The sequence below is a fragment of the Phenylobacterium sp. genome (genome assembly GCF_035539035.1).
Lineage (GTDB): Bacteria > Pseudomonadota > Alphaproteobacteria > Caulobacterales > Caulobacteraceae > Phenylobacterium.
The window spans coordinates 1-23716 of sequence record NZ_DATLJI010000003.1 but is presented as its reverse complement, the minus strand read 5'-3'; the positions used below and the strand labels follow the sequence as shown (position 1 = coordinate 23716).

The window sequence follows — 23716 nt, the reverse complement described above, 5'->3', positions numbered from 1 at the left end:
CGGACGGCCGGCGGACCATCCTCCGGGCCGGCGATCCGGAACGGTTCGGTGGGTGGTTTCGTCAAATGATGGCGGAGCGCAGAACTCTTCGCGCTAGCGTGCACGGGCTATTCTCAGCGCCTGGTCAGCACGTCGCGACGGCGACAGGTGCGATCTGGGAGAGCCTCAAGTCATGCCGATGACGTCGGCGAACGGGGTGCTTCATGTTGCTCGCTCCTCTCCTGGATCTGGCGGAACGCGACAGTACAACTGAGCAAAGGTCCGCGGATTCAACAAGCAACAGCTTCGGCGGCGTGGTCCCGTTCCCACCGGGCGGGACTCCGCGCGTCGCGGCCCCGGTGGCGTCGAGCACGGCGAAGCGGTGCTTCGATGTTCTCGTGAGCGCGACCGCCATCGCCATCCTCGCCCCCGTGCTTCTGCTCATCGCTGCGGCGATCTGGGCCGAGACGCGCGGACCAGTCTTCTTCCGCCAGCAGCGCACCGGCTTGCTCGGGCGGCCCTTCCCCATCCTGAAGTTCCGGACCATGACCGTGCAGGAGGATGGCGGCGCCGTCCGCCAGGCCTGCCGCGGCGACACGCGGATCACCCGGGTCGGCGCGGTCCTCCGAAAGCTGAGCCTCGACGAGTTGCCCCAACTCATCAACGTGCTCAGCGGCGAGATGTCCCTGGTCGGACCGCGCCCGCACGCCGTCGCTCACGACCAGCAGTTCATGCGCCTGGTTCCGAATTACGCGGATCGGTTCCGCGCGCGCCCCGGCATCACGGGTCTCGCCCAGGTTCACGGTCTCCGAGGCGAGATCGTCCGCGAGTCGGCGCTCATCCTCCGGGCCGCGGCCGACATTCGCTACATCGAGACCTGGTCGCTGGCGGCCGACATCGGGATCCTGGCCAGGACAGCACTGGTGGTGTTCCGCGACCCGGCAGCCTTCTGAGTGGCGGCTCCAGAGCGCGCGCGACCCCTCGCGCGGATGATCAAACGGCAAGGCGCGGGCTCGAGCTTCGGCTCTAGTGCGGAGGTGCGCCCGTCCCCGACGGTCCGGGCTCCTGCGAGCCGCGCGCGGCGCCGCCCCCGGCGCAGGTGACCAACGGCCAGACCTTGGAGCAGGATCGTGCCCAATTGGAACATGCAGCAGGCCTGGAACGCGCGGGCCCGGGCGGATGCGGTCTTCTATGTGGAGTCGTATCATGCGAGCGACCGGGACGGCTTCTTCGCTCGCGGCGAGGAACGGGCTGCCCAGTTCCTGGATCCTGTGCTGGCCCGCACATTCCGGGACGCCCGCCGCCTCCACGTGCTGGAGATCGGGTGCGGCCTTGGACGGTTCTCGCGCGCGCTCGCTCGCCGCTTCGAGCGGGTGACGGCGATCGACGTGTCGGACGAGATGGTGTCGCAGGCGAAGGCGGCCAATGCGCCCTGGGGCAACATCGAGTTCCGGGCCAGTGACGGCGAGAGCATCCCGCTGCCCCCGCAATCGGTTGACTTCGCGTTCTCGTACGAGGTCTTCCAGCACATGCCTTCGCACCGGGTGATCCAGGCCAACCTGCGCGAGGTCGGGCGGGTGTTGCGGCATGGGGGCGCCGCGATGATCCACCTGCGGACGGGCGGCATGTCGCAGCAGATCCTCTACAGGCTCGCAGATGTGGTTCCGGCGCGGGTTCATGCCGCGCTGAAGCGGATGAGGGGCAAGCGCTCGCTCACGAGCGACGCCACGTGGCGGGGTGCTCCCCCGCTCTCCCAGCCTCAGATCGAGCGGATGGCGCGGGCGGCAGGCCTCTCGGTGGCGGAGTTCCTGCCCGACCCGACACATGGCGCCGGCACCCGTGTGTTCGCCATCATGACGCCGGGGGGGCGGTGACGGCGCCGGGATACGCGCCGCCTGATGCGGGGGCGCGCGAGACCTGGACGATCAGCGGATGGTCGGAGACCGGGACGCCGAGGCGCCGCGTGGGGCCCAGGCTCCGCAGCGGCCTGTCGCTGACCAGGGGATCGTAGACAAGCACCGAGGGCTGGACGGCGCTGAACGCGATGTGCGCAGTGACCGTGGGCGCCGCGATGGGGACGCTCGCGTCCTCGTTCCAGAGATCCGGCTCGGCCCAGAGCACGATGGCGTAGGTTCCGTCATCCAGACGGAAGAGCAGGCTCCGGCCGGCGGCCGGCATGCCCGTGAGCATGTACTCCGGCGCCGGGCTGGCGCGCGGCGCGCGGGCGCCGCGGCCGCGCCCCAGGATGCGGGTCAGGTTGTGCAGCGCCATCGCCGCCGGCTTGGGCGTCCAGTCATACCGGTACAGTCCGTAATGGCTCTCCACGTCCTGCGGGCCCGCGTCGTGCGAGTCGACGAGTTCGTAGATGTAGGTGGCCGCAACCTGATGCGCGGCCGCGGCCATGAGGGAGTTCAGGATCTGCCTGGCCTGGATCTCTTCGCTCACCCCGATGGCAGAGCCGACGGCTGTCGTCGATCCGGTCTCCGTCAGCACCACCGGCCGTCCCGGCGCGGTCCAGCGCGCAGACGCCAGGTAGTTCTTCAGGGTGTAGCGGGTGTCGCGCAGGCTGTGGCCCCACGACTGCTGACCGGCCCGGTAGTAGGGATGGACGTTGGCGTAGTCGGCGTGCGCCGACAGGTCCCCCAGGGCGGCGGACTTCGATCTGCTGATCCCCGAAATGGTCAGGTTGTAGACCGGCGCCTTCGCCAGGACGGGGTCGGACTTTGCGCCGGCGTAGAGCGCCCTTTGGGTGGCGACCGCAGCCGCAAAACCCTCCAGGCGGCCGAAGGTCACCGGCCACTTGTCGACCTCGTTGGGTCCCTCCAGGGCGGCGACGGACCCCGGATGGTTCCGGGCGAGGCTCCGCGCCCAGCCGAGGTAGTTGTCCAGCCCGACCTTCGGGTTCAGCAACAGGTTGAGGCGGACACCGCTGGCCGCGAGCCGTTCGAAGACCGGGAGGGTGCTCGAGTTGATGTAGTCGCGGAGCTTGCGGACGCCGAGGTAATCCAGCGCTGCGATGACCTTGCCGGTCTGCGAATAGGGGTAATGGCCCGGCCAGCTGACGTGGGCGTTCACGCCGAGGCCGTCGAGAAACTTCCGCGCGCTGAGGATACGCCCGTCGCCCGTCGTGACGCGGGAGAGCTGTTCGGCCCCCACCGGGCCGTCCCTTGAGTGCAACAGCGGCAGGGCGAGCGCCGCGACGAGAACCCGGCGGTGGAGGCGCATGGACGGCAGGGGGCTCCTGGGCGAGTCCCGCGAGCCTAGCGCCACGGCGGCGGGAGGATCATGATCAAATGTTCGCCGGCCGGGGCTGGCGTCGGCGCCCCGCTCGGGTCGGCACGCCCGGGCGCGGGGCGCCGGGCGTGCCATCTGGAGGGGCTCTGGCCGGTCAGCCGAAGATGAAGTTGCCGTCCTGCAGGCTCGACGCCTGGATGCCCCGCAGCAGCATGCTGGTGTCCTCGAGGCTGACGAGGGCGCCCTCCGCCGTCTGGGTCAACTGATAGGCGTGCTGGCTCGCGCCGAACGCCCGCAGGTCGATCCGCTCGTAGAGGGTGAAATCGGTGACGGTGTCGTGGCCGCCGCCGGGCTCCATCACGAAGAAGTCGACGGCGTCGGAGCCGCCCGTGAGGGTGTCGTTTCCGCGGTTTCCGTTCAGGATGTCCCGGCCGAAATCCCCGAAGATCCGATCGTCGCCCTGGCCGCCCAGGAGGGTGTCGTTGTCGGGGCCGCCGTACACCAGGTCGTCGCCCTTGCCACCGTTCAGGACGTCGGTGCTGGCCAGGCCGGACAGGGTGTCGGCGCCCTCCGTCCCAAGCTTCCAGTCATTGCTCGACGTGCCGGTCCAGTTGACGCCCGGCGACGTGGCCGGCGCCACGGTCGTCGGGACCACCGCGGCGGGGCTGTTGAAAATGAAGTTCCCGTCCTGGAGGCTGGTCGCCTGCACGCCCCTGAGAAGCATGCTGGTGTCGCTCAGCGAGATCAGGGCTCCGTCCTCAGTCTGGGACAGGGTGTAGCTGTGCTCGCTGGAGCCGAACGCCCGCATGTCCACCCGCTCGTGGAGGGTGAAGTCGGTGACTACGTCGTGGCCGCCGCCCGGTTCCATGACGAAGAAGTCCACGTCGTCGGCGCCGCCCGAGAGCGTATCGTCGCCCCGGTTGCCGTTCAGGATGTCGCGGTTCGCCTCGCCGAGGATCCTGTCGTCGCCCTGGCCGCCCAGAAGGGTGTCGTTCCCGGAGCCGCCCTGGACCAGGTCGTTCCCCTGGCCGCCGTTGAGGACGTCCGTGCCGCCGAGCCCCGACAGGGTGTCGGCGGCGGAGGTTCCGAGTTTCGAGTCGTTGGCGGCCGTGCCGGCCCAGGAAAGCCCGGCGGAGGGCGCCGGCGCCGGCGCCGGTGTGGCGCCGGGGGCGCTCTGCGCGCCCTTGACCTCGATGATCACCGGATGGTCGGTGAGCGTCACGGTGAGGCTGCTCACGTTGCTGAACGTCTGCAGGGGCTTGTCGCTCGCGAGCGGATCGTAGACCAGCACGCTGGCGTAGGTGGCGCCGAGCGAGACGTTGATGCTCGACGTCGGCGCGGTGATGGCCCGGTGCGCAGCCTGGTCCCACAGGTCCGGCTCCGCCCAGACGACAATGTCATAGGCGCCGTCGTCCTCCTGGAAGAGGAGGCTGGAGCCGGTGGCCGGCATCCCGCTCAGGGTATAGGCGGGCGCGGCCGCCGACGTGGTCCCGCCCGATGAGGTGGTGAGGATCTGCGTCAGGTTATGCAGGGCGTGGGCGGCCGGCTTCGGCGTCCAGTCGTACCGGTAGAGGCCGTAGTGGCTCTCGATGTCGTTGGCCCCGGCGTTGTGGGATTCCACGAGCTCGTAGATGTAGGTGGCCGAGACGTTGTGCTTGGCCGCCGTCATCAGCGAATTGAGGATCTGCTTCGCCTGGACCTCCTCGGTGACGCCGATGGCCGAGCCCGGCGAGGTGGTGGAGCCGGTCTCGGTGATGACCGTCGGCCGGCCCGGCGCCGCCCACTGCCCGGACTCGATATAGCCCTGCAGGGTGTATTTCGGGTCCGCGAAGCTGTAGCCCCAGGACTGCTGCCCGGCCTGATAGTAGCTGTGGACGTTGGCGAAGTCCGTATAGGCGGCGAGATTCCCGACCGCGGCGTACTCGGGGGCGTCGATGCCGGCGAGCGTCAGGTTGTAGACGGGCACGTCCTTCAGCACCGGGTCCGCATTGGCCTTGTTGAAAAGCGCCTTCTGCGTCTCGACCGCGCCCTGGTAGCCCGAGAAGCCGTTGTAGCTGACCGGCCAGTTGTCCACCTCGTTGGGCCCCTCGAGGGCGACGACGGAGCCGGGGTAGGTCTGGGCGAGGCTGCGCGCCCAGCTGATGTAGTTATCGACGCCGACAACAGGATTGAGCAGGAGGTCGAACTTGATGCCACTCGCAGCCAGCGTCTTGAACGCTCCGAGCGAGCTTGAGTTGACGTAGTCCCGCAGGTTGTCGACTCCAAGGTAATCCATTGATGATATGACCTTGGAAGTGTCCGAATACGGATAATAGTTTGGCCAACTCACATGGGCGTTCACCCCAAGCGTGCTAACGAAGTTCTCTGCGTCCAGAACGGGCATGTGAAGTTACCTGTGGAATACTGGGGCCCCCGCCCGCAGCGCCGGAAACTAGTGACAGCTTCTCTGGCCGGTAAGTGCCTATCTGTCGCATCCCGCGCGCGCAGGACTGGCCACGGCCAAGCTTTGTGGCCGGAATCTGGCAAGAAGAGCGTCGTTATTTAGCGCGCGAGTCAAAGAAGAGCGGAAAGCATTGTTCTAACTCGCGAACCCATTATCGTGTAACGCGGTTATCAATTCCTCAACTGCGCCACACTTCTCTACGCCTGCGGCGGTATGACACACTGGCTGGCATCGCTGTCGTCAGAGGTGCTGCTGGTCCGCCGCTCTGCCGGGGCCGCAGGGCCGGGAGGCCGGGCCTCAAGGCGCCCGTTGGCGCAGGGGGTGGGCGGGGCCGCGCGTCCCGATGACCAATTGATAGGTCGGGCGGGCCGATGCCGATTGCGCGGGCAGGGCGACCACCGCAAGCTCGATCCGCTGCCGCGACGCGACGCCGAGGGCGCGGGCGTCAGCCTGGGGAACCGCGGGACCAAGCCTTGATCATCGTCGTGATCGCCACCGTCGGCAGACCTCGAAACGTCGAGGACTGCCTGCGCCTGCTCGCGGCCCAGAGCCGGCGGCCGGACCTTGTCCTGGTGTCCGCCACATCGGATGGGGACCTCCCCGAGCCTGGCGGGGCGGTGCTGGCCAGGCTCCCGTACGACGCGAGGCTGGTGATCGGCCCAAAGGGGCTCACCCGCCAGCGGAACAGGGCGCTGGATGTGCTGGAGCGGTCGTGCCCGGGTTACGACGGGTTCGTGGCCTTCTTTGACGACGACTTCGTGCCGCGGGAGGACTGGCTCGAGAACGCGGCGGCGGAGTTCGCGGCGCGGCCGGCGTGCGTCGGGCTGACGGGGGTCCTTGTCGCTGACGGCGCCAGCGGACCCGGCTATGATCTCGCGCAGGCGGCCGACATGCTCGGATGCGGACGCGGCATGTTGCGGCGGAGCGACGAGCGGGCTCGTTGCGGACCTGCGCGGGCGCTGTACGGGTGCAACATGGCGCTGCGCGGCGCGGCTCTGCGGTCAGTGAGGTTCGACGAGGCGTTGCCCCTGTACGGCTGGCTTGAGGACGAGGACGTCTCGGGACAACTCCGGAAGCTGGGCGAGCTGTTCAGGTCCGACGGTCTCGTGGGCGTGCACCTGGGAACCAAGTCTGGCCGGGTGCCCAGCGCCAACTACGGGTATTCCCAGATCGCCAACCCCATCTATCTGGTCCGGAAGGGGACATACCCGGCCTCCAGCGCCGCGAGGTTGATGGCGCGGAACCTGGCTGCGAACCTTCTCAAGACGCCGTTCCCGGAACCCTATGTCGACCGCGCTTCGCGGCTCCGGGGGAACATGCGCGCGCTCGCGGACCTGGCGCGAGGCCGTCTGCATCCGGGCGGGGCGGCCGAGCTTCGCTAGCGCCGGCGTGGGGACGGGGCGGGCCCGTCCTGGGCGGCCAGGGCCTCGCGATGATGCTGCAGCGTCCGGCGGAGCCCCGTCTCCAGGTCAACCCGGGGCGCCCAACCGAGTGCGCGAAGCCGCGCGCAGTCGAGGAGCGGGGGCGCCACGGTGGCCTCGCCCCGGCCCGCCTCAGGCGCGAGCCTCAGCCGGGCGCCGGTTCCGGGGCAGCAACGCAGAACGGCCCGCGCCAGATCGGAGAGGGAGACCGCAGCCCCCTCGTCGGCGATGTTGCAGGTGAGGTTTCCAGGCGCCGCGATCAGGTGGAGCAGACCGCACGCCGCGTCGCTCACATAGGTATAGGTCCTCCTCGCCTGGCCGTCGGACCGCAGCGTGATGTCCTGGCCCAGCAGGGCCTGCCGCATGAAATAGGCCTGCACCCTGGGATCCTGCAGCGACATGCCGGGGCCGTAGGTGTGGGCCAGCCGCGCGATGCGGTAGGCCACGCCATGCTGGCGTTCATAGGCGACGCAGAGCGCCTCGGCGAGCCGCTTGCTCTCGGGATAGGCGCTTCGCGGGTCGAGGCTGTCCAGGAGCCCGGCCGCGCCCTCGGCCACCCGTGCGGCTTTTTCTGCGGACGCCTGCCCGTAGATCTCCGCGGAGGAAAGGAGGCAGAACACCGCCTGCTGCTCCCGGGCCACGGCCAGCAGATTGGCGGTTCCCGCGACATTGGCGGCGATGACGCCGACGGGATCGGCCAGGAATGCGGCCGGCGTGACCGGACTGGCGGCATGAACCAGATGGTCCAGCGACCCCAACTCGGGGAGCGGATGCGCGGGATCGTGCTCGACGATCGCCAGGTCGCCCGCCTCCAGCTCGGCGGCGAAGAGCCTTGCTGCCTCCCGCCCGCGCCGGGTCATGGCCACGACACGGGTGCGTTCGGTGCGGCGACCCAGCGCCAGCAGGGTGCGGACCAGGTACTGGCCGATCATCCCCGTCGCGCCGGTGACCAGGAAGCGCCGGCCGGCCAGGCTGCGCCACGGCAGGTCCCGGTCGAGGATGCGGGCGATATCCTCGGCGACGACGCTGCTCATCAGGCGAGCTGGGCGCCACGGACGCAGTCGAGCGCGCCGGCCTCTAGCAGCAGCGAGAACTGCAGGAGGTCGAACTCCGTGGTCACCTTGGCGTTGCCGCGCAGGCCACGGACCATGTGCAGCCGGCAGCCGTAGTAGGACATCAGCTGGGCCTGGTCGACGAAGCTGCCGAGCAGGCCGTCTTCCACCGCCCTGCGGTTGGCCTCGAGCACCTCGCCCAGCCGAAAGGTCTGGGGCGCCTGGAGCACGTACATGAGGTGGCGCGGCGTCACCGCCTTGATCGTCCGCGCCTCGTCCACCGACATCGCAATGGTTTCGAAGCAGGGTATGGCGGTGACGGCGCTGCCGTGGGCGTAGGTGCAGGCGACGTTCTGGCTGATCAGCTCGGCGTTGATGATGGGCCTGACCCCGTCGTGGATCAGGGTGGCGGTCCGCGGGTCGGCCCCGTCCGCCACGGCGCTCTCAAGCCCCTTGAGGATCGATTCCTGCGCCGTGCAGCCGCCCGGAACGATCCGCCGGACCTTGTCCAGTCCGTGCCGCCCGACGAGCTCCCAGGCGTGGGCGATGTAGGGCTCGAGGCAGGCCACATAGACGGCCCTGACGCTACGGTGCTCCTGGAAGTGCTGCAGCGTGTGGACGAGGATGGCGCGGCCGCCCGCGGCGACGAACTGCTTCGGCGGGCCGGCCCGCTTCATGCGCGTGCCGTTCCCGCCTGCGAAGATGATCGCGATCGCATCCTCGGGTCCATCGCGCATGCTCGGGTCCTCACCGGGCCAACGCCTAGGCTGTCCGCTGGAGGCGCGATTGATCGTTTGACAGATCAAATGCGAAATCGGGGCGGGGTGAGCGCCCCGGCTGCACGGGTCCGCAGGGACCGATGTCTTTCGATCTCTTCCAGCACGGCGCCGGTGAAGGCCTCGCCACGAACCATGCCCGGCTGAGTCCCCAGGTTTTCGCCGGCCTGGCGCCGGTGCTTGCGTCCCCAGTCCCGGCCATTCGCGAGCGCCGCAAGGAAGGGCCGGAGCGCCTGCGACGATTGGACGATCAGGCCGGCCGCAAGCTCCACCATGGGGGGCTCGCTGAAGCCGCGGCCAGCGCTGTAGTCGGAGAGGTCCGGGCAATACAGGACCAACGGCCTGTCAAGGTCCAGATACTCGACCCAGACGCTCGAGTAGTCGCTGATCATGCCGGCCGACGAGGCGATGAACTGGTAGAGCGTCATGCCGCTCTGGAGGATCTCCTCCGTGGTGATCACCCGAAGGCCCGCGCGGTCGTAGCGGGCGGAGTCGAGAGGGTGTGGCTTCACGAGAACCCTGACGCCTGCCGCCTCCGCCAGCGCGGCCACCTCGGATACGGGGTCCCTTCCCGCCGCCTCGACGCGTGTCGACAGGTCGGCCGAGTCCCGCCAGACGGGGCCGGAAGCGCCGTTTGCGCTGCGGTAGGTGGGCATCCAGAGGACGAAACGCTCCCCTTCCAGTCCGAGCCTGGACAGGGCGGAGGGCTGCGCCGGAAGGCTGAAAGCCACCTGCCGGGGATTGCCGCACCGGCGCAGGCGCGCGCGCCTTGCCCCCAGCCAGCGGGCGGCGGCGGCGCCCCAGACCGGCGTGTTGCAGGTCAGAACGGAGAAGGGAATCCGGGCCGAGAACGTGGCGTTGTCGTTGGCCTTGGGACCGTAGCCGTGCCAGAGGTTGATCACGAGCTTTCGCTCGGTGAGATCGGGCGAGCCGTAAAGACCGTGCGTGAAGAGCAGCACCTCGGCGGCGCTTGCGCGCAAGAGTCCGGCGAGGGAGTTCTTCGCCACCACCTCGAGCCCGGCCTCATTCGAGCCGATCAGGTCGAGGTATCCCCGCGCCGCGTCCGGGCGGGCGGCCAGCAGCGTCACACGCAGGCCCGGGACCCGGGACAGCAGCGCCGCGGCGAAGAGGCTGTTCTCCTCGTGGTCCGGCCAGCCGTAGACGCAGACGCGTCCCTCGGCGTGCAGGACCTCGCTCAGCAGGCGATGCACGGCGGCGAGGCAGGAACGTCCCCATGCCGTCGCGCCCCTCAGGCCGCGAGTCGACGTTATGGCCACGAGCGCGTCCTCCTGGGGGCTCTCTCCACATTCGACCAGCGGCGGGCTCCTGCGCGCCGCGGTTCCGGAGGATTAGTGACAAGATCAGGCGCGGCGCTGATCAATTGACGCATCAAGTATTGTGCGGGGGATTGCCTCTTTGCCTGGCCGCCACTGTGCTGGTCCGTGGGTTCGAAGGGGCTCGCGATGTCCAGGATCTTGGTGATCGGCAAGTTCTACGCACCGTTCAACGGCGGCATAGAGCGCAACACTACCGCGTTGTGCGAGCGCCTGTCGGCCGACCACGATGTGACCGCGGTCGTCTTCAACCACGAACAAGGGGCGGTTACCGAGGTGAGGAACGGCGTCCGCGTTCGCCGCGTGCCGGCAAGGTTCCGGTTGGGGGGACAGCCGCTGGGCTTGCAGATGTTCGGCGCCTTCGACATCTCCGAATTCAATCTCATCCACTTCCACGCGCCGAACCCCCTGGCGTCGGTGGCCCTGCTGGCGGAGATGGCGTGCAGGCCGGGCCCGCCGCTGGTCATCACCCACCACATGGACATGCGGCCGAGGGGGCCGCTCAGGTGGGCCGCCCAGGCCGCCTACCACCGGCTGCTCCACGCCGCCGAGACGGTGGTGGTCTCGTCCGAGAAGAACGTGGCCGTCGCCCGCGACCTCAAGCCCGGACTGAACTATGCGACGATCCCCTTCGGCGTCGCGGCCCGGGACTATGTGATTTCGCCGTCCCAGCGGCGCGCGGCCGCGGCGTGGCGGAAGTCGCTGGCGGGAGAAGCCGCGACCGTGGGCTTCGTCGGCCGCCATGCGCGATACAAGGGCCTCGACGTTCTGGTGACGGCGCTCGCGCAGACCCCTGGGGTGCATGCCTTCATCGCGGGCGACGGCCCCTACGGGCCGCCGGCCGAGGCCCTGGCCCGGGCGCTCGGCGTTCGGGGCCGAACACATTTCCTGGGGGAGGTGAGCGAGGCGGACAAGCTTCGGCTGTTGGCGGCGTCGGACGCCTTCGTTCTGCCGTCGACGGAGATCACCGAAGCGTTCGGGATCACGCAGCTGGAGGCCATGGCCGCCGGCGTTCCCGTCATCGCGAGCGACCTGCCCACGGGCGTAACCGACGTGACTGTGGACGGGGTCAGCGGACTTCTGTGCGCGCCAGGCGACGCCGCGTCCCTCGCGGACGCCATCCGGCGGCTCGTTTCCGACGTCGCGTTGCGCAGGCGGCTCGGTCTGGGGGCCCAAGAGCGCGTGCGGCAGATGTTCGACGAGGAGGTCGTACTCGCCCGCTCGGTCGAGACACTCGAGGCTGCGCTCTATGGCTACCGGCGTCGGGCCCGCCCGCGGGGCTCAACCGGCGGTCGCCCGTTGCGCCCCCATGAACTGGCCGAAGAGCGCTAGCAGATCGCGCTCGAACCGCTCCGGCGAGAAGCGGGACAGCGCCATCGCCCGGGCGCAGCGCCCCATTTGCGCCGCAGCCGGAGACAGCGCCGTCGCGAGGGCGCTCGCCATCCCGGACGGATCGTCGGGTGAGACGAGGAGACCGGTGATGCCGTGGTCGATGATCTCCCGCACCCCGCCGACGTCGGTGGCCACGCTTACGCGTCCCAGGGCGGCGGCCTCGAGAAGCACCGTGGGCAGGCTCTCGAACTCGCGCGAGGCGAGGGCGACCACGTCCATCGCGGCCATGAGCTCCGGGATGTCGCTGCGATAGCCGGTGAAGTGGACGCGATCCGCCACCTTCCACCGGCTGGCGAGCGCCTTCAGCTCGTCGACGTAGCCAGCGTTCTCGGCGTAGCTCAGTTCGCCCACGATCCAAAGACGCGCGACGGGATGGGTCTCCGCCAGCCGCCCGAGCGCGATGATCAGGTCACCGTGACCCTTGCGCCGCTCCAGCACCCCGAAGCTGCCGATGTGGGGGCCGGGGCCGAGCTCCGCCGGCGTCGGCGAGGAGAAGAACGCGGGGCCGACCGCGTTGTAGACCAGGTGGATCCGCCTCTCGTCCATGTCCAGGCGGCGCAGCAGTTGGCGTCCGGCGTCCGAGACGCAGATAAAGGCGTCGCACCGCTGCCGCAGCCAGCCGGCCAGGGCCCGGTACTGCCGCGGCGCCGGGAGGGTTTCGTGCACATGGAGCACCAGCGGCGCGCGCGCACGGGCGGCGGCCCTCACCGCCTGAAAGGCGCCGATCGGGTGGTGGGCATGGATCAGGTCCAGCGGTTCGCGAGCGGACAGCGCGGTCAGCGCGCGGCTGTTGCTCACCGTCGCCCGCGCGCTCCTGACCAGGTCCGCGGCCAGGCCCCGCCGGCCGTTCAGCGCCGCGATGGGGTGACACTCCAGTCCGCTTCCAAGAGCGGAAGCCTCCATCTGCCCCCCCGGCGGACAAGCGACAATGGCGCGGCCGCCGCCGGCCTGCACCGCCTCAGCACAGTTGAGCGCGATCCGCTCCGCGCCTCCGACAAAGGGCACCCGGCAGATTTCGAGCACGCACCTGTCCCGCAGCGGGCCGGCCGGATCTCCTGAGGCGCAGGATGACGGTCCTTCGAACCGGGGTCCGCTGTGGGTCAAGGTCCGCGCCCTCCCGGAATGGTGGTCCGTGAGGAGGCCTCGCGAGGGCGGCGCGCGCGACGCCAAATGATCAGCCGGCCCCGACCCACCCGGCGCAGGCTGCCGCCATGGGCTGGCAGAGGTGTTCCGCCGGGCGCAAGCAGGACGTCCAACCGAGCGTGACGGCTGAGAAGAACGACCCATTTGTGCCCCGCCTCCTGAGCGCCATGGCGCAGGCCGGCGCCGGTCCGCGGGGCCAGGGTCCCCTTTCCCTGGTGCACAGCCGGGTCACGGCAAGGTCCCGCCTCTACTTCCTTGGTGATGGCCGCCATCTGCCGGAACTGGTGGCGAAGGTCCCGATCACGGACGCGCCCTCCGAACACCCTCCGCTCGACGCCGCGGCCCAGTACGAGGCGCTGCGCCGGTCGCACGGCTGGTTCCAGGGCGACGACAGGCACGCGGTGGCCGAGCCGGTCGCCTGCCTGGCCGACATGGGAGCTTTCGTCATGCGGCATGCGGCCGGCCCAACCGTCGCCGGGGCGCTGTCGGCGGCGCCGCGCGACCCGACGGCGGCGCTGCGCGCCGCGCGAGCGGCCGGCGACTTCCTCCGCCGCTTCCACGACCACGGGGCCGCCGGATACGCCGAGATCGGCCTGCAGGATCTGGTGCGGGAACTCGAACGGGACGCCGCGGAGGTCCTGTCTCCCTTGCGGCGATCGCTGCCGCCGGCGGTCGTCGCGGCAATCCGGCGGACGCCGCGGGCTTGGCTCAGCGCCCGCCGGGTGGTGAGGCACGGAGACTACGTCGGCGCAAACCTGATCGTCACCGGTCCCGCCGGCGTCACGATGATCGATCCCGCCATGTCTGACGTCGGCCTCCCCGAGGACGACGCCGCACGCTTCGTGGCCCATCTGGCGGCCACCAGCGCCTTTGTTCCGGGGGTCGTCTGGCCGCCCCTGGCGCGGCTACGGCGGCGACTGCAGGAGGCGTTCCTGGCGGGCTATGGACCACTGCCGAACCCGCCGGAGGTGTTCTACCTGCGCCTCCTGCGGCAGCACGCGCTCCGTTGGGCCCGGAGGACAGAGCTCATGATGGCGCGGAGGCACGGCCCGCGGATGCCCGTGCAGAGGCTGGTGAACGACTGGCACATGCAAGGCCTGCTGCACGAAGCGGGGGGCCGATTGAGCCACAGCCTCCGCGGGGGAGGGCAGGGCGCGTGACCCCGTCTCCCGACCCCGCCGCCCCGGGCCGCCCGACGTCCGCCCAGGGGGCCGGCGACGTGCTCGCCGCCGCGCGCCTCGCGCTCGCCCGGGTCGAATCCCGGCCCGAGGAGTTCGGGTTCCGCGGGCCTCCGCTGAGTTCGGGCCAGGCCATGATCTACTTCCTGGCCCGGCCGGGGGCCTCTCCGCGCTACGTCGCCAAGGCGCCGAGGGACAGCTGCGGCGCGCTCCCGGCCAGCGCCCAGTATGAGGCGCTGCGCACGTGCCACGCCTGGTGGCGGACCGAGGATCGCCACAGCGTCGCCAGGCCCATCGCGCTGCTGCCTGGCGGGGAGGGCTTCGTGATGGCGCACGTCGCGGGGGAAAGCCTCGCCCGAGTGCTGCCCCGGGGGTTGCTGCGGCCAGCGGCCGCGGCCAAGGCCGCGCGGGCGGCCGGCGACTTCCTGAGGCTCTTCCATCAGCACGGCAAGGCCGACGTCGCCGAGGTGGAGCTGTCGGCCCTTGTGGAGGAGATCCGAACCGCCCAGGCGTCGGAGCTCGCGAGCGCCGGACTAGCGCTGCCCGCCGCGGTGGAACGGGCGCTGGAGGCAGCGGCCCCGGTTTGCATCCGCGCCCGGCGCGCCCGCCTCCACGGAGACTTCACGCCGCGCAACCTGATCCTCACATCGGGTGACCAGGTGGCGATGCTCGACCCTCTCCTCGACCGAGTGGGCCTGGTGGAGGACGACATCGCCGCCTTCCTCGCAATGATGTCCTCCGCCCCGGTGTTCGCGAGCGGTCTCGCCCTGGCGCCGTGCCGACGGGTGCGCGTGCGCCTCGAAAGCGCGTTCATGGCCGAATATGGATCCGGGAACTTCTCCCCCGTGATCCTCGGCCTGCGGCTGATCAACGAACAGGTGTGGCGCTGGGTCTATCGCCGTGGCCGCCTTGCCGGGGCCGGGAGGAGCCGTCTGCTGGGGCTCCGCGCCGCGCTCATCGACGCTCAGATGGCGGCCCTGCTCCATGAGAGCGCGGCTGGCCTTGCCCGGTCGCTCGCCGCTCTTGCGCTCAGCCGTCGGGCGAGCGCCGGCCGCGCCGCATGGGGCGCCGGGCCAGCACCGCCGCCGCCTTGATGGCGATCAGGGCGCCGTAGCCTGGCCCCGGACCGGACCGGCAGAACCTGGCAAAATCCCGCCATTCGGCGGCTAGGCGCCGCCATGAGCCGGTGGCCGCCGCGGAGAGCAGGGCATGCGGCTGTATGCCGACTTCCGCCGAGGTCCTCTCGCCTGTGTCGGCGCTGGGGAGCTCGCCAGCGAGCAGTCGCGCATAGGCCGACAGGTATCCGGCGGCGTGGGCGTTCGCGGCCAGCATCGAGCCCCAGCACCTGGCGTTGGCGTCGATGTGCCAGAGCCGGCCTTCATGATCCCGCACGAAGTCAAACTGGCCCAGGCCACGCAGGCCGATGATGGAGCTGATTTCCCGTCCGGCCCGCGCCAGCTCGGGATCATCGTACATGACGATCCGGCCGCTCGGCCCGCATGGTCGCTGGAGCTCGGTCGCACGGTAGCAGCGCTCCACCAGCGGCCCGGTCTCCCCGAGGAGGACACCATACATCACCAGGTCGCCGTAGACGTGCTGCTGGAAGAACGCATCTTCCCGCCCCGTCGGCCAGCGGGTGAGCGCCGCCTCGGCCTCTGTTGGGGTTGCGGCGATGTGCACGGCGCGGCCTCCCTCGGCCACCCTGCGCTTCACCACGAGGGGCAGCCCCAACTGCGCGGCCGCCGCCCCCGCGCTCGTGGTGTTCGCCGCGATCTGGCGCGGCACGAGCACGCCTGCGCCGGCCAGCCGCGCGTTGAGTTCGAACTTGTCGAACAGGATGGACGGCTGCGATCCGGCGCATGAGAGCGCGCCTTTGGCGAGGGTCATGGCGAGGCCGCTCGACAGGTCCAGGCCGGCGAGCGTGGCCTCGCCCAGCTGGACATCGACGATCTGGTATCTTGAAAAGAGGCTGTGCAGCGCCTCCGCGGCGCGTTCCGGACGCAGGCGAAGCACCTCGGAATAGAAGATCTTGTCGCGTACGATCCGCGCTAGGGAAGGACGGCGCAGGGTAAGGCGCGCCGTGCGCAGCCCGCGACGCCGCAGAGACGCGGCGAATGGATCGAACAGCGTGGCTTGCGGGCCGTCGTCGAGGATGGCGACGGCGGCGGGCCGCCGGCGCGCAGTCATCGGGACGGCCGCTCGTGCGGGCGAAGCTTGAGGGCCCCTGCAGACGACCGCCTCCGCGTCCTGACGGCGAGCCAGCGCCGCGCCAGCCGGTACCTCACGAAGTGTTCGCCGCGAAAGGTGATCGGCAGGAGGTAGGAGGTCACCGGAGTGACGTGGCTGCACCACTTGAATTTGTAGGGTTCGGTTCCCGCGCGGAAATCATAGTCCAGGCGACGGTCCAGCGCCCAGCGGATCACCTCCAGGGTGAGCAGGGCGCCGGGCGAGTACCGTTCGAATGCCGGGTCGAAGCTGGCGGTGAAGGACTCCACCCGGCTGCCGTCGACGCTGGCGACTTCCGCCGCGATCAGCCCGCCGTCGATCTTGAGAGCGAACACCGTGCGACTGCCGGACGTCCAGTCATGTCGGAGCGTCGCCTCGAGGAAGGCGGCGTTGTGCTTGGACAGCAGCCGCTCGTTGGCGAGTCCCCGTCGCTGCAGCCACGCGCCCTTGTGTTTCAGGACCCACTTCAGGGCCTCCATTCGCTCGGACGCACACGCGATGACCTCGAAGTCGACGCGGCCCGCCTCCTCCAGCCTGCGGCGGCGCCGGCGCAGGCTCGCCCGCGCGTCCGCGGGCAGCCAGGCGTGGTAGTCGGCCGAGGTGGGGAAGTCGCCCGCGCGCACCAGCGGCGCGGGCTGGACGACCGTGGCCCGGGCTTCCCGCACGCCTGAGACCACACCGTGCAGCGGCGTGTCGCATCGGACGTGGGGCAGACGGAGCGCGTCGGCGCCCCTCCGGGCCCGGAGTTCGTGGCGGAGAGCGGTCCACAGCGCCGCCGGCGGCTCGTCGGGGTCCAGCAGACAGGGACAGTACTCCGAGGTCTCGGAGTTCATGGGACTGGCCACGTTCAGCAGGGGCCCCGGCGTGATGACCAGCGGCCAGATACCCACCGTCCGGTCACCCCGGCGCAGGACGAGGCAGAACGGGCGCCGCCTGCGGCCGGAGGTGAGCGCGGTCCAGCTGAGCCAGGCCCAGTCGAAGCTGTCGCTCAGGTGCGGCGCGGCCTGCCTGTCGTACAGGGCGTCCCATTCCGCCTTGAGGCCGCTCAGCCGGCGCTCATCGGTGACGATCTCGATCTGGTAGGGGGGCTGGGTCATCGCTGTGGGCGACGACAGCAGACATCCCCGACCTCCTCCGCCTCATTTGAAAGCCGGGCCGTCGGGACCTGCGGGCGTGCACGCCCCGCGGGAGCGGGCGCTGCACAGATCAAATGAGATGGTCCGCGCCGCGCGATAGCAGCCAGATGAGCGTGCTGTCCGAACCGGTGGGCAGCCGCGCCGCCGTCGCGGCCGCGCCGGGTCAACAAGAGAGAAGGCGGCAAGATGAACGCGTCGGCGCCTGTGCCATACCGAGGAGCTCCGATCGCGCCATTCACGGCGGCGCGGAAGCCGGAAAGTCCCCCCACCAAGACCCTGGACCCACGCCACTGGATCGCCGTGGCGCTGAGGCACACCAAGCTGTTCTTCGGCGTCTTTGCGCTTGTCCTGCTGGTCACGCTCGTCGCGACTCTGCTGCAGGAGCCCAGGTACGTCGCCACCGCGCATGTCCTCCTGGATCCGCGCGAGGAGAGGATCTCGAACGAGAAGGAGGTGCTCTCGGAACTCCCGACCGACTCCGCAGCGGGCTCGTACGTGGTGGACACGGAAGTGGAGATCCTCCGCTCGCCGAGGCTGGCGCGGCGCGTGGTCGACGTGCTCGGCCTCGAGAAGGACCCGGAGTTCAATCGGAAGCTGAAGCGCGACGAGGTCATCGACCCCCGGAGACGCTTCACCGAGGCCGAACGCGCGGCGACGGTCGCGAATGTGTCGAAGCGTCTTGGCGTGCGCCGGGCGGCATTGACCTACATCATCGACGTAAGCTTCACGTCTCGTGATCCCCAGAAGGCGGCGCGCATCGCGAACGCCTTCGCCGACCTCTACATCGTGGGCCAGCTGGAGGCGAAGTTCGGCGCTAACGAACAGGCCACCAAGTGGCTGCAGAGCCGGATGACCCAGCTCCAGGCGCAGGTGCTGAGCGACGAGGCAGCCGTCCAGCAGTACAAGATCCAGAACAACCTCCTGAGCGCCTCCGGCGCGAGCCTCACCGAGCAGGAAATTTCCGCGCACCAGGAGAGCCTGGCCGTCGCGCGGGTACAGGTGGCGGAAGACGCGGCCCGGCTGCGCACCGCCCGGGAGCAGCTCGCCCGCGGCTCGCGGGGCGACGACGTGGGCGAGGCGCTCGCCTCGCCGGTGGTTCAGGAGCTTCGCAAGCAGCGCGCGGAGGTCAGCCGCAAAGTGGCCGAACTTGAGGTCAGCTTCCGGGACGGCTACCCGGAACTCGACAAGGCGAAGAGCCAGCTGCGCGACATCGACGCCGAGATCCAGGCGGAGATCCAGCGCACGATCGCCAACCTCCAGGCCCGCCTGAATGTCTCCCAACAGCGGGCTGCGGCGATCGCCAGCAATCTCGGGGGCGTGAAGGGTCAGCTGACGTCCAACACCCGGGCTCTCGTGCGGCTGAACGAACTGGAACGCAACGCCGAAGCCTCCCGCGTTCTCTACGGGAGCTACCTGAACCGCTTCAAAGAGACGAGCTCGCAGCGGGGCCTGGCGCAGGCCGACGCGCGGATCGCCTCCGAGGCCATCGTCCCGCTGAAGCCCTCATCGCCGAACAAGAAACTCAATCTGGCCCTCGGCCTGATCGCCGGCCTTGGCCTTGGCGGGGTCGCGATCGCGCTGGCGGAGTTCATGCGGGTGGGCCTGCGCACGAGCGACGACGTCGAGCAGCTCCTGGGGCACCCCTATCTTGGCGCCATCCCCGAGTTGTCCTCCGTCGTGGCCAAGGCCCGCGGCAGCGTGCGCAATCAACTGCGTGGCAGGCCGATGGACTATGTGGTCGCCAGGCCGCTCTCGGCCTTCCCCGAGGCGTTCCGGAACCTCAAGGCCTCGGCGCTCTCCCTCCCCGGGGACCCCATCCGTACGGTGGCGGTCACCTCGGCGCTGCCGCGGGAGGGCAAGAGCACGGTCTCGATCTGCCTGGCGCGGACGGCCGCCCTCCAGGGCTGGAGGGTGCTGCTGGTCGACTGCGACCTTCGCCGTCCCGGACTCACGACCGCTATCGGCCTCGAGCCGAAGGTGGGGCTCATCCAGGTCCTCACAGGCGAGGCCAAGCTCGAGGACGCTGTCCTGCGCGACGAGGCGAGTGGAGCGGACCTGCTTCTGCTGCCGGGCAAGTTCGACGCGACCAACGACGTCTTCGGCTCAGGCGCCATGGACCGGCTGCTTTCGGAATTCAAGCTGCACTATGACCTGGTGGTGCTCGACACCGCGCCCGTCCTGCCCGTGGCGGACTCCCGCATCCTCTCGGCCAAGGCCGACACCGTCATCTTCGCGGCGAACTGGAACAAGACGCCCAGGCGGGCGGTGCAGACTGCGCTGAAGATCCTGGAGTCCATGGGCGCCCGCATCGCCGGCGTGACCCTGACACGGGTCAACATGGAACAGCAGGCCAGGTACGGCTATGGCGATGCGGATTACTACTTTCGCGACTATCGCGGATACTACGCGGAGACGTGAAACGTCAGTCTTGGGCCCGCTGGTAGAGGAGTGGAAGATGCACAAAGCCCGGAAACTTGCGGCTGGTCTGTCGGCCTGCGTGCTGACGACGGCCATCGCCGCGGCCGGCGCGGCGAACGCCTCAGCCGCCGACGCCGGCAAGCTCCAGAGGCTGCCGCCGCCGGATGCGGTCGCCAACAGCGAGCGCGGAACGCCCGAATACAGGATCATTCCTCAGGATGTGCTGGACATCACCGTCCTTCAGGTTCCGGAGCTCAGCAAGGCGGTGACGGTGGACAACAACGGGGCTATCGCCCTGCCGTTCCTCGGCGAGGTGCCGGTCGCCAACAAGACCCCGCAGCAGGTGTCGGACGAGCTCACGCGCTCACTGGGCGATCGTTTCATGAAGGACCCGCAGGTCACCGTCCGCGTGAGCGAGGCGCAGGGACGCAAGGTGACGGTCGACGGCGCCGTGGCCTCGCCGGGCGCCTATGTCCTCAGCGGGCCGACCAGCCTCCTCCAGGTCATCGCGCTGGCGAAGGGGCCGGACCCGCGCCTGGCGAACGAGCGGCGGGTCGCGGTCTTTCGCACCGTTGGCGGGGCCCGGAAGATGGCCATGTTCGACCTCAGGGCCATCCGCAGGGGCGAGGTGGAGGACCCGACCGTCTATGGCGGCGACATCGTCGTGGTGGACACGTCCGGGACCAAGACGTTCCTGCAGAACTATCAGCCGGGCTTCGGACTCATGGGGCTGCTGTTCGGCCGGCCCTGGTGACGGGCGCCTCTCGCCCATGTGACCACGCAGCACCGCCAACATCGTATGCGATCGCGCTGATGCCCGAACCGGGGGGAAGAAGATGTCAGAAAGCGCGCCCTTCTTCAGCGTCGTCGTCCCAACCTACAACCGGGGACATCTGATCAGCTACACGATCCGCTCGGTGCTCGCGCAGACCTTCGGCGACCTGGAGCTGCTCGTCGTCGACGACGGCAGCACCGACGACACCCCTGCGGTCGTGCAGGTCTTCGCCGACGCCAGGCTCCGGTATCTGCCGGTGACCAATCGCGAGCGCGGAGCCGCGCGCAACCACGGCCTGCGCCACGCGACAGGCGAGTATGTCGTGTTCCTGGACTCCGACGACGAGTTCCACCCGGACCATCTGGAGACCCTCTGGCGGGCGATCCGGGCGCAGCCCCACCCCCCGAACTTCGTCGCCACCAAGTATGCGTACCGGACCGGAAAGGCGCGGCGCCCCAGCCCCGCCTCCCGCATGAAACCGGGCTGGTACGGGGTGGACGCTTTCGCGGGCGGCAACTTTCTGGCCTGCAACTTCGGCGTCCGGCGGGCCAACCCGCGCCTGCGGCCTTTCGAGGAGGATCGCCGCTACGCCGCCGCGGAGGACTGGCTGTTCCTGATGGAGAACACCCAGTCCGACAAGCTGCTCCTCGTGGACGCCGAGACTGTCACCATGGTGGAGCATGAGGGACGCTCGATGCGGGCCGACAACCGGCTCCTCATCGAACGGCTCCGGCTGGCGGTCGCCTGGATGGAGGAACGCCTCGCGCTCACCCCGGGGCAGCTCCGCCGGGCGCGGGGCCGCGCCTACTGGCTGTGCGCCGTCCACGCCTGCGCGGACGACCGCCGGGCGGAGGCGTGGGGCTTCGCCCGCCGAGCGGTCGCCGGCATCCGCAGCGGCGAAGCCATCACCCTGGCCCTTCGGCTTCTGGCGGGCCCGAGACTGATCGGCCGCCTCAAGACGTTGGCGTGGCGCTCCTAGTTCGCGCGCCTTCCCCGAAAAGGGCCGGCTAGAGATCAAATGAAGAAGCGGTCCGCGGGCCCTTGGGCCTCCCTAGCGGAGGGCTGAGCCGGCGGACCCCCTGCAACCCGACAGACGGGAGCGTAGGGCCGCCGGCCCGGCCACCGCCGTTCAGGGAAGTGCGTGCCATGGCTGACGCTGCATACATCGCGATAACGCCGAATGCGCCCATCAACGAGAGCGTGTTCACGCCCGGCAGCTATGTGGTCCAGAACTTCTCAACGGGCGGGGTGCAGATCACCAGCGTCTCGTTCGACATATCCACGGCGTTGTTCCCGGGGCTGGTGTTCGATCCGTCGCCGACGGGCTCCTCCGGCAACGAACTCGGCAAGCCGTTCACGGTCGACGAGAACATCGGCGGCATCACCGCGAGTTCGGCGGTGACCAACGCCTACCAGGGCGAGATCGGCCAGCTGCTAACCGTGACGACCGGCAGCTTTGATCCGAGCGACCGCCTCGCGTTCTCGATCGATATCGATCCGGGGCGGGTGACCACAAGCGATCCCGCGGCGGGGCCGCAAGGCAAGATGATCGGGCTGGAGCTGATCGGCTCGACGGTCACGGTCACCTTCTCCGACGGCACGACCAGGACCGGAGAGGTCTTCACGGACGGCTCCGTCGGGGGCGCGGAGATCCTGATCGATGATGGGCTCCTGACGGCGCCGACAGTGACCGTCGCCGGGACAGCGGGCGGGGTCGGGACCCTGTCCGGGCCCATGGCCCAGGTGTCCGTCTCCGGAGGTCCCGCCAACGGCCTGGTGCGGCTCGTGGTGGTGCGCGGCATCGACGAGCTGCTCGAGCCGACGACCAACCCCTACGAGGCCCACCGCGCCACCGACATGCGCTACATCGACGTCCAGCTCGGGGCAGACGGCGCGGCCAGCCTCTCCTTGGATCTCAGCGCCGGCGGGAGCTGGGCGCTGGGCGGCGGAATCTTCCACGTTACCGGTGCGGTGATCGACGGCCAGGGGGACGCCCAGAGCCTGGTGAGCGACATCAGCCGCCTGCGGGTGGCCACCGACGCAGACCTGGACACCGACGGGGACGGCCTGATCAACGGCAAGGACCGGTTCGCCCTCGACGCTACCAACGGGGGGAACAAGAACCTGGCTGAGCTGGGTTCGATCACCCTCGACTTCGGCAGCGGCTCGACCCCGTTCGAGACGGGCTTCACCGGCGTGATGAGTAACGGCCAGGAAAGCCACACCCAGCTCGGGGTTTCCGGGACCGTCGCGGGCGGAGTGCTGACCCTGCAGACCACGGGAGGCGACGCCAACGGGGCGCTGAACACGCAGAAGAACGGCTACCAGTTCGGCGTGGACACCTCGGGCGTGCAGACCTTTACGGTCGAGACCAAGGTGTTCAACCCCTTCCTCGGCGGAGTCGCGGTCGAGAACTACCGGCAGGCGGGGCTGCAGATCGGTGCGGGCAACCAGGACGATTACGCCAAGCTCGTCTTTCATTCCAACAATGGCGCGGGCGGTATCGAGTTCATGACCGAGATGGGCTTTGTGCCCAGCGGCTTGACTTCGGCGCTCGGTGTTCCGCTGCAGAACGTCGCGTACGCGATGCTGTACCTGGACGTGGCGAAGACCGCATCCGGCGGGACCATCACGCCACGCTGGACGCTGCATGACGCCGGCGGCGCCCAGATTGGGGCGGGGTCGCAGGCGCCCAAGGCGGTCACTGGATCCCTGCTCGACGCCATCCAGGGCGACCTGACCACCCAGGGACTGCAGAGCGAACTGGCCGTGGGCGTAATCTCCACCTCCTTCGGCTCCTCAGGGCCGGTCTCGGCCAGCTGGGATCACCTGAAGATCTCCACGGCGGCTGCACCTCCCGCGCAGGCGATCGCGGTGAACGTCGGGGGGCCTGCGGTGACCACGGGCGGGGTGAGCTACCTGGCCGACCAGTACTTCACGGGCGGCGCCACCTTCTCGGTGACCTCGGCGATCGCCGGCACCACGGACGATGCGGTCTACCAGACGGAGCGCTACGGCTCGACGTTCAGCTACGCGGTGCCGGTGGCCAACGGCAGCTATTCGGTGACCCTGAAGTTCGCAGAGCTCTACTACAACGCCGCCGGGCAGCGGGTGTTCGACGTGAGCGCCGAGGGCGCCCTGGTGCTCGACAACCTGGACATCTTCGCCTCGGCCGGCGGCAAGTTCATCGCCAAGGACTTCGTGGTCCC

18 protein-coding genes are annotated in these 23716 nt (G+C 69.7%); 10 read left to right on the top strand and 8 right to left on the bottom strand.

Going from position 1 to position 23716, the window contains the following annotated elements; all coding sequences use genetic code 11:
- The first annotated feature begins 293 nt into the window (after positions 1-293).
- Positions 294-932, top strand: coding sequence for a sugar transferase (locus tag VM685_RS00565; protein ID WP_414693329.1), 639 nt, complete (start codon positions 294-296; stop codon positions 930-932).
- A 192-nt stretch (positions 933-1124) separates the two neighbouring features.
- On the top strand, positions 1125-1853 hold the full coding sequence (locus VM685_RS00560) for a class I SAM-dependent methyltransferase (protein WP_325458156.1): 729 nt from the start codon (positions 1125-1127) through the stop codon (positions 1851-1853).
- Here VM685_RS00560 and VM685_RS00555 read toward each other — a convergent pair.
- A complete protein-coding gene (locus VM685_RS00555; protein ID WP_325458155.1) occupies positions 1831-3204 on the bottom strand; it encodes a hypothetical protein in 1374 nt (457 codons plus the stop codon). The genes VM685_RS00560 and VM685_RS00555 overlap by 23 nt on opposite strands.
- A gap of 163 nt (positions 3205-3367) precedes the next feature.
- A complete protein-coding gene (locus tag VM685_RS00550; RefSeq protein ID WP_325458154.1) occupies positions 3368-5488 on the bottom strand; it encodes a calcium-binding protein in 2121 nt (706 codons plus the stop codon).
- A gap of 641 nt (positions 5489-6129) precedes the next feature.
- Between VM685_RS00550 and VM685_RS00545 the strand changes: the two genes are divergently transcribed.
- Positions 6130-7038 (top strand): glycosyltransferase family 2 protein, encoded by a 909-nt coding sequence (locus tag VM685_RS00545; RefSeq protein ID WP_325458153.1) that lies wholly within the window; start codon positions 6130-6132, stop codon positions 7036-7038.
- Here VM685_RS00545 and VM685_RS00540 read toward each other — a convergent pair.
- The 3 genes from VM685_RS00540 to VM685_RS00530 form a co-directional block, all read right to left on the bottom strand.
- Positions 7035-8111 (bottom strand): NAD-dependent epimerase/dehydratase family protein, encoded by a 1077-nt coding sequence (locus VM685_RS00540; RefSeq protein ID WP_325458152.1) that lies wholly within the window; start codon positions 8109-8111, stop codon positions 7035-7037. The two genes, VM685_RS00545 and VM685_RS00540, sit on opposite strands and share 4 nt — an antisense overlap.
- Positions 8111-8866, bottom strand: a complete 756-nt coding sequence (locus VM685_RS00535; protein WP_325458151.1) for an IspD/TarI family cytidylyltransferase — start codon at positions 8864-8866, stop codon at positions 8111-8113. The genes VM685_RS00540 and VM685_RS00535 overlap by 1 nt, the downstream gene beginning before the upstream one ends.
- A gap of 65 nt (positions 8867-8931) precedes the next feature.
- Complete coding sequence (locus tag VM685_RS00530; protein ID WP_325458150.1) at positions 8932-10116, bottom strand: CDP-glycerol glycerophosphotransferase family protein; 1185 nt, start codon at positions 10114-10116, stop codon at positions 8932-8934.
- A 252-nt stretch (positions 10117-10368) separates the two neighbouring features.
- Here VM685_RS00530 and VM685_RS00525 point away from each other — a divergent pair, with 252 nt between their 5' ends.
- Entirely contained in the window at positions 10369-11571 is a 1203-nt protein-coding gene (locus VM685_RS00525; protein WP_325458149.1) for a glycosyltransferase, read from the top strand.
- Here the strand turns inward: VM685_RS00525 and VM685_RS00520 are convergent.
- Entirely contained in the window at positions 11521-12654 is a 1134-nt protein-coding gene (locus VM685_RS00520; RefSeq protein ID WP_325458148.1) for a glycosyltransferase family 4 protein, read from the bottom strand. The genes VM685_RS00525 and VM685_RS00520 overlap by 51 nt on opposite strands.
- Positions 12655-12893: 239 nt before the next feature.
- On the opposite strand from VM685_RS00520, the gene VM685_RS00515 reads away from it, so the two are divergent.
- On the top strand, positions 12894-13934 hold the full coding sequence (locus tag VM685_RS00515; protein WP_325458147.1) for an aminoglycoside phosphotransferase family protein: 1041 nt from the start codon (positions 12894-12896) through the stop codon (positions 13932-13934).
- Between the two features lie 59 nt (positions 13935-13993).
- Complete coding sequence (locus VM685_RS00510) at positions 13994-15046, top strand: phosphotransferase (RefSeq protein WP_325458146.1); 1053 nt, start codon at positions 13994-13996, stop codon at positions 15044-15046.
- Here the strand turns inward: VM685_RS00510 and VM685_RS00505 are convergent.
- Both VM685_RS00505 and VM685_RS00500 read right to left on the bottom strand, forming a co-directional pair.
- Positions 14982-16139 (bottom strand): hypothetical protein, encoded by a 1158-nt coding sequence (locus VM685_RS00505; RefSeq protein WP_325458145.1) that lies wholly within the window; start codon positions 16137-16139, stop codon positions 14982-14984. The two genes, VM685_RS00510 and VM685_RS00505, sit on opposite strands and share 65 nt — an antisense overlap.
- Positions 16136-17275 (bottom strand): GNAT family N-acetyltransferase, encoded by a 1140-nt coding sequence (locus tag VM685_RS00500; RefSeq protein ID WP_325458144.1) that lies wholly within the window; start codon positions 17273-17275, stop codon positions 16136-16138. Before VM685_RS00500 ends, VM685_RS00505 begins: the two co-directional genes overlap by 4 nt.
- A gap of 339 nt (positions 17276-17614) precedes the next feature.
- Between VM685_RS00500 and VM685_RS00495 the strand changes: the two genes are divergently transcribed.
- The 4 genes from VM685_RS00495 to VM685_RS00480 form a co-directional block, all read left to right on the top strand.
- Positions 17615-19732 carry an AAA family ATPase gene (locus VM685_RS00495; RefSeq protein ID WP_325458143.1) on the top strand — a complete coding sequence of 706 codons (2118 nt, stop codon included), beginning with the start codon at positions 17615-17617 and terminating at the stop codon, positions 19730-19732.
- 37 nt (positions 19733-19769) lie between these two features.
- On the top strand, positions 19770-20486 hold the full coding sequence (locus tag VM685_RS00490) for a polysaccharide biosynthesis/export family protein (protein WP_325458142.1): 717 nt from the start codon (positions 19770-19772) through the stop codon (positions 20484-20486).
- 82 nt (positions 20487-20568) lie between these two features.
- Positions 20569-21486: a glycosyltransferase family A protein gene (locus VM685_RS00485; RefSeq protein WP_325458141.1), complete on the top strand. Its 918-nt coding sequence runs from the start codon at positions 20569-20571 to the stop codon at positions 21484-21486.
- Positions 21487-21653: 167 nt separating this feature from the next.
- The coding region (locus VM685_RS00480) for a malectin (RefSeq protein WP_325458140.1) at positions 21654-23716 on the top strand (2063 nt) is incomplete at its 3' end.

Coding starts and splice junctions, on each gene's coding strand:
- VM685_RS00550 (WP_325458154.1), bottom strand. CDS start 5,488: ATGGATTACCTTGGAGTCGACAACCTGCGGGACTACGTCAACTCAAGC.
- VM685_RS00560 (WP_325458156.1), top strand. CDS start 1,125: ATGCAGCAGGCCTGGAACGCGCGGGCCCGGGCGGATGCGGTCTTCTAT.
- VM685_RS00490 (WP_325458142.1), top strand. CDS start 19,770: ATGCACAAAGCCCGGAAACTTGCGGCTGGTCTGTCGGCCTGCGTGCTG.
- VM685_RS00540 (WP_325458152.1), bottom strand. CDS start 8,111: ATGAGCAGCGTCGTCGCCGAGGATATCGCCCGCATCCTCGACCGGGAC.
- VM685_RS00555 (WP_325458155.1), bottom strand. CDS start 3,204: ATGCGCCTCCACCGCCGGGTTCTCGTCGCGGCGCTCGCCCTGCCGCTG.
- VM685_RS00505 (WP_325458145.1), bottom strand. CDS start 16,139: ATGACTGCGCGCCGGCGGCCCGCCGCCGTCGCCATCCTCGACGACGGC.
- VM685_RS00535 (WP_325458151.1), bottom strand. CDS start 8,866: ATGCGCGATGGACCCGAGGATGCGATCGCGATCATCTTCGCAGGCGGG.
- VM685_RS00525 (WP_325458149.1), top strand. CDS start 10,369: ATGTCCAGGATCTTGGTGATCGGCAAGTTCTACGCACCGTTCAACGGC.
- VM685_RS00485 (WP_325458141.1), top strand. CDS start 20,569: ATGTCAGAAAGCGCGCCCTTCTTCAGCGTCGTCGTCCCAACCTACAAC.
- VM685_RS00500 (WP_325458144.1), bottom strand. CDS start 17,275: ATGACCCAGCCCCCCTACCAGATCGAGATCGTCACCGATGAGCGCCGG.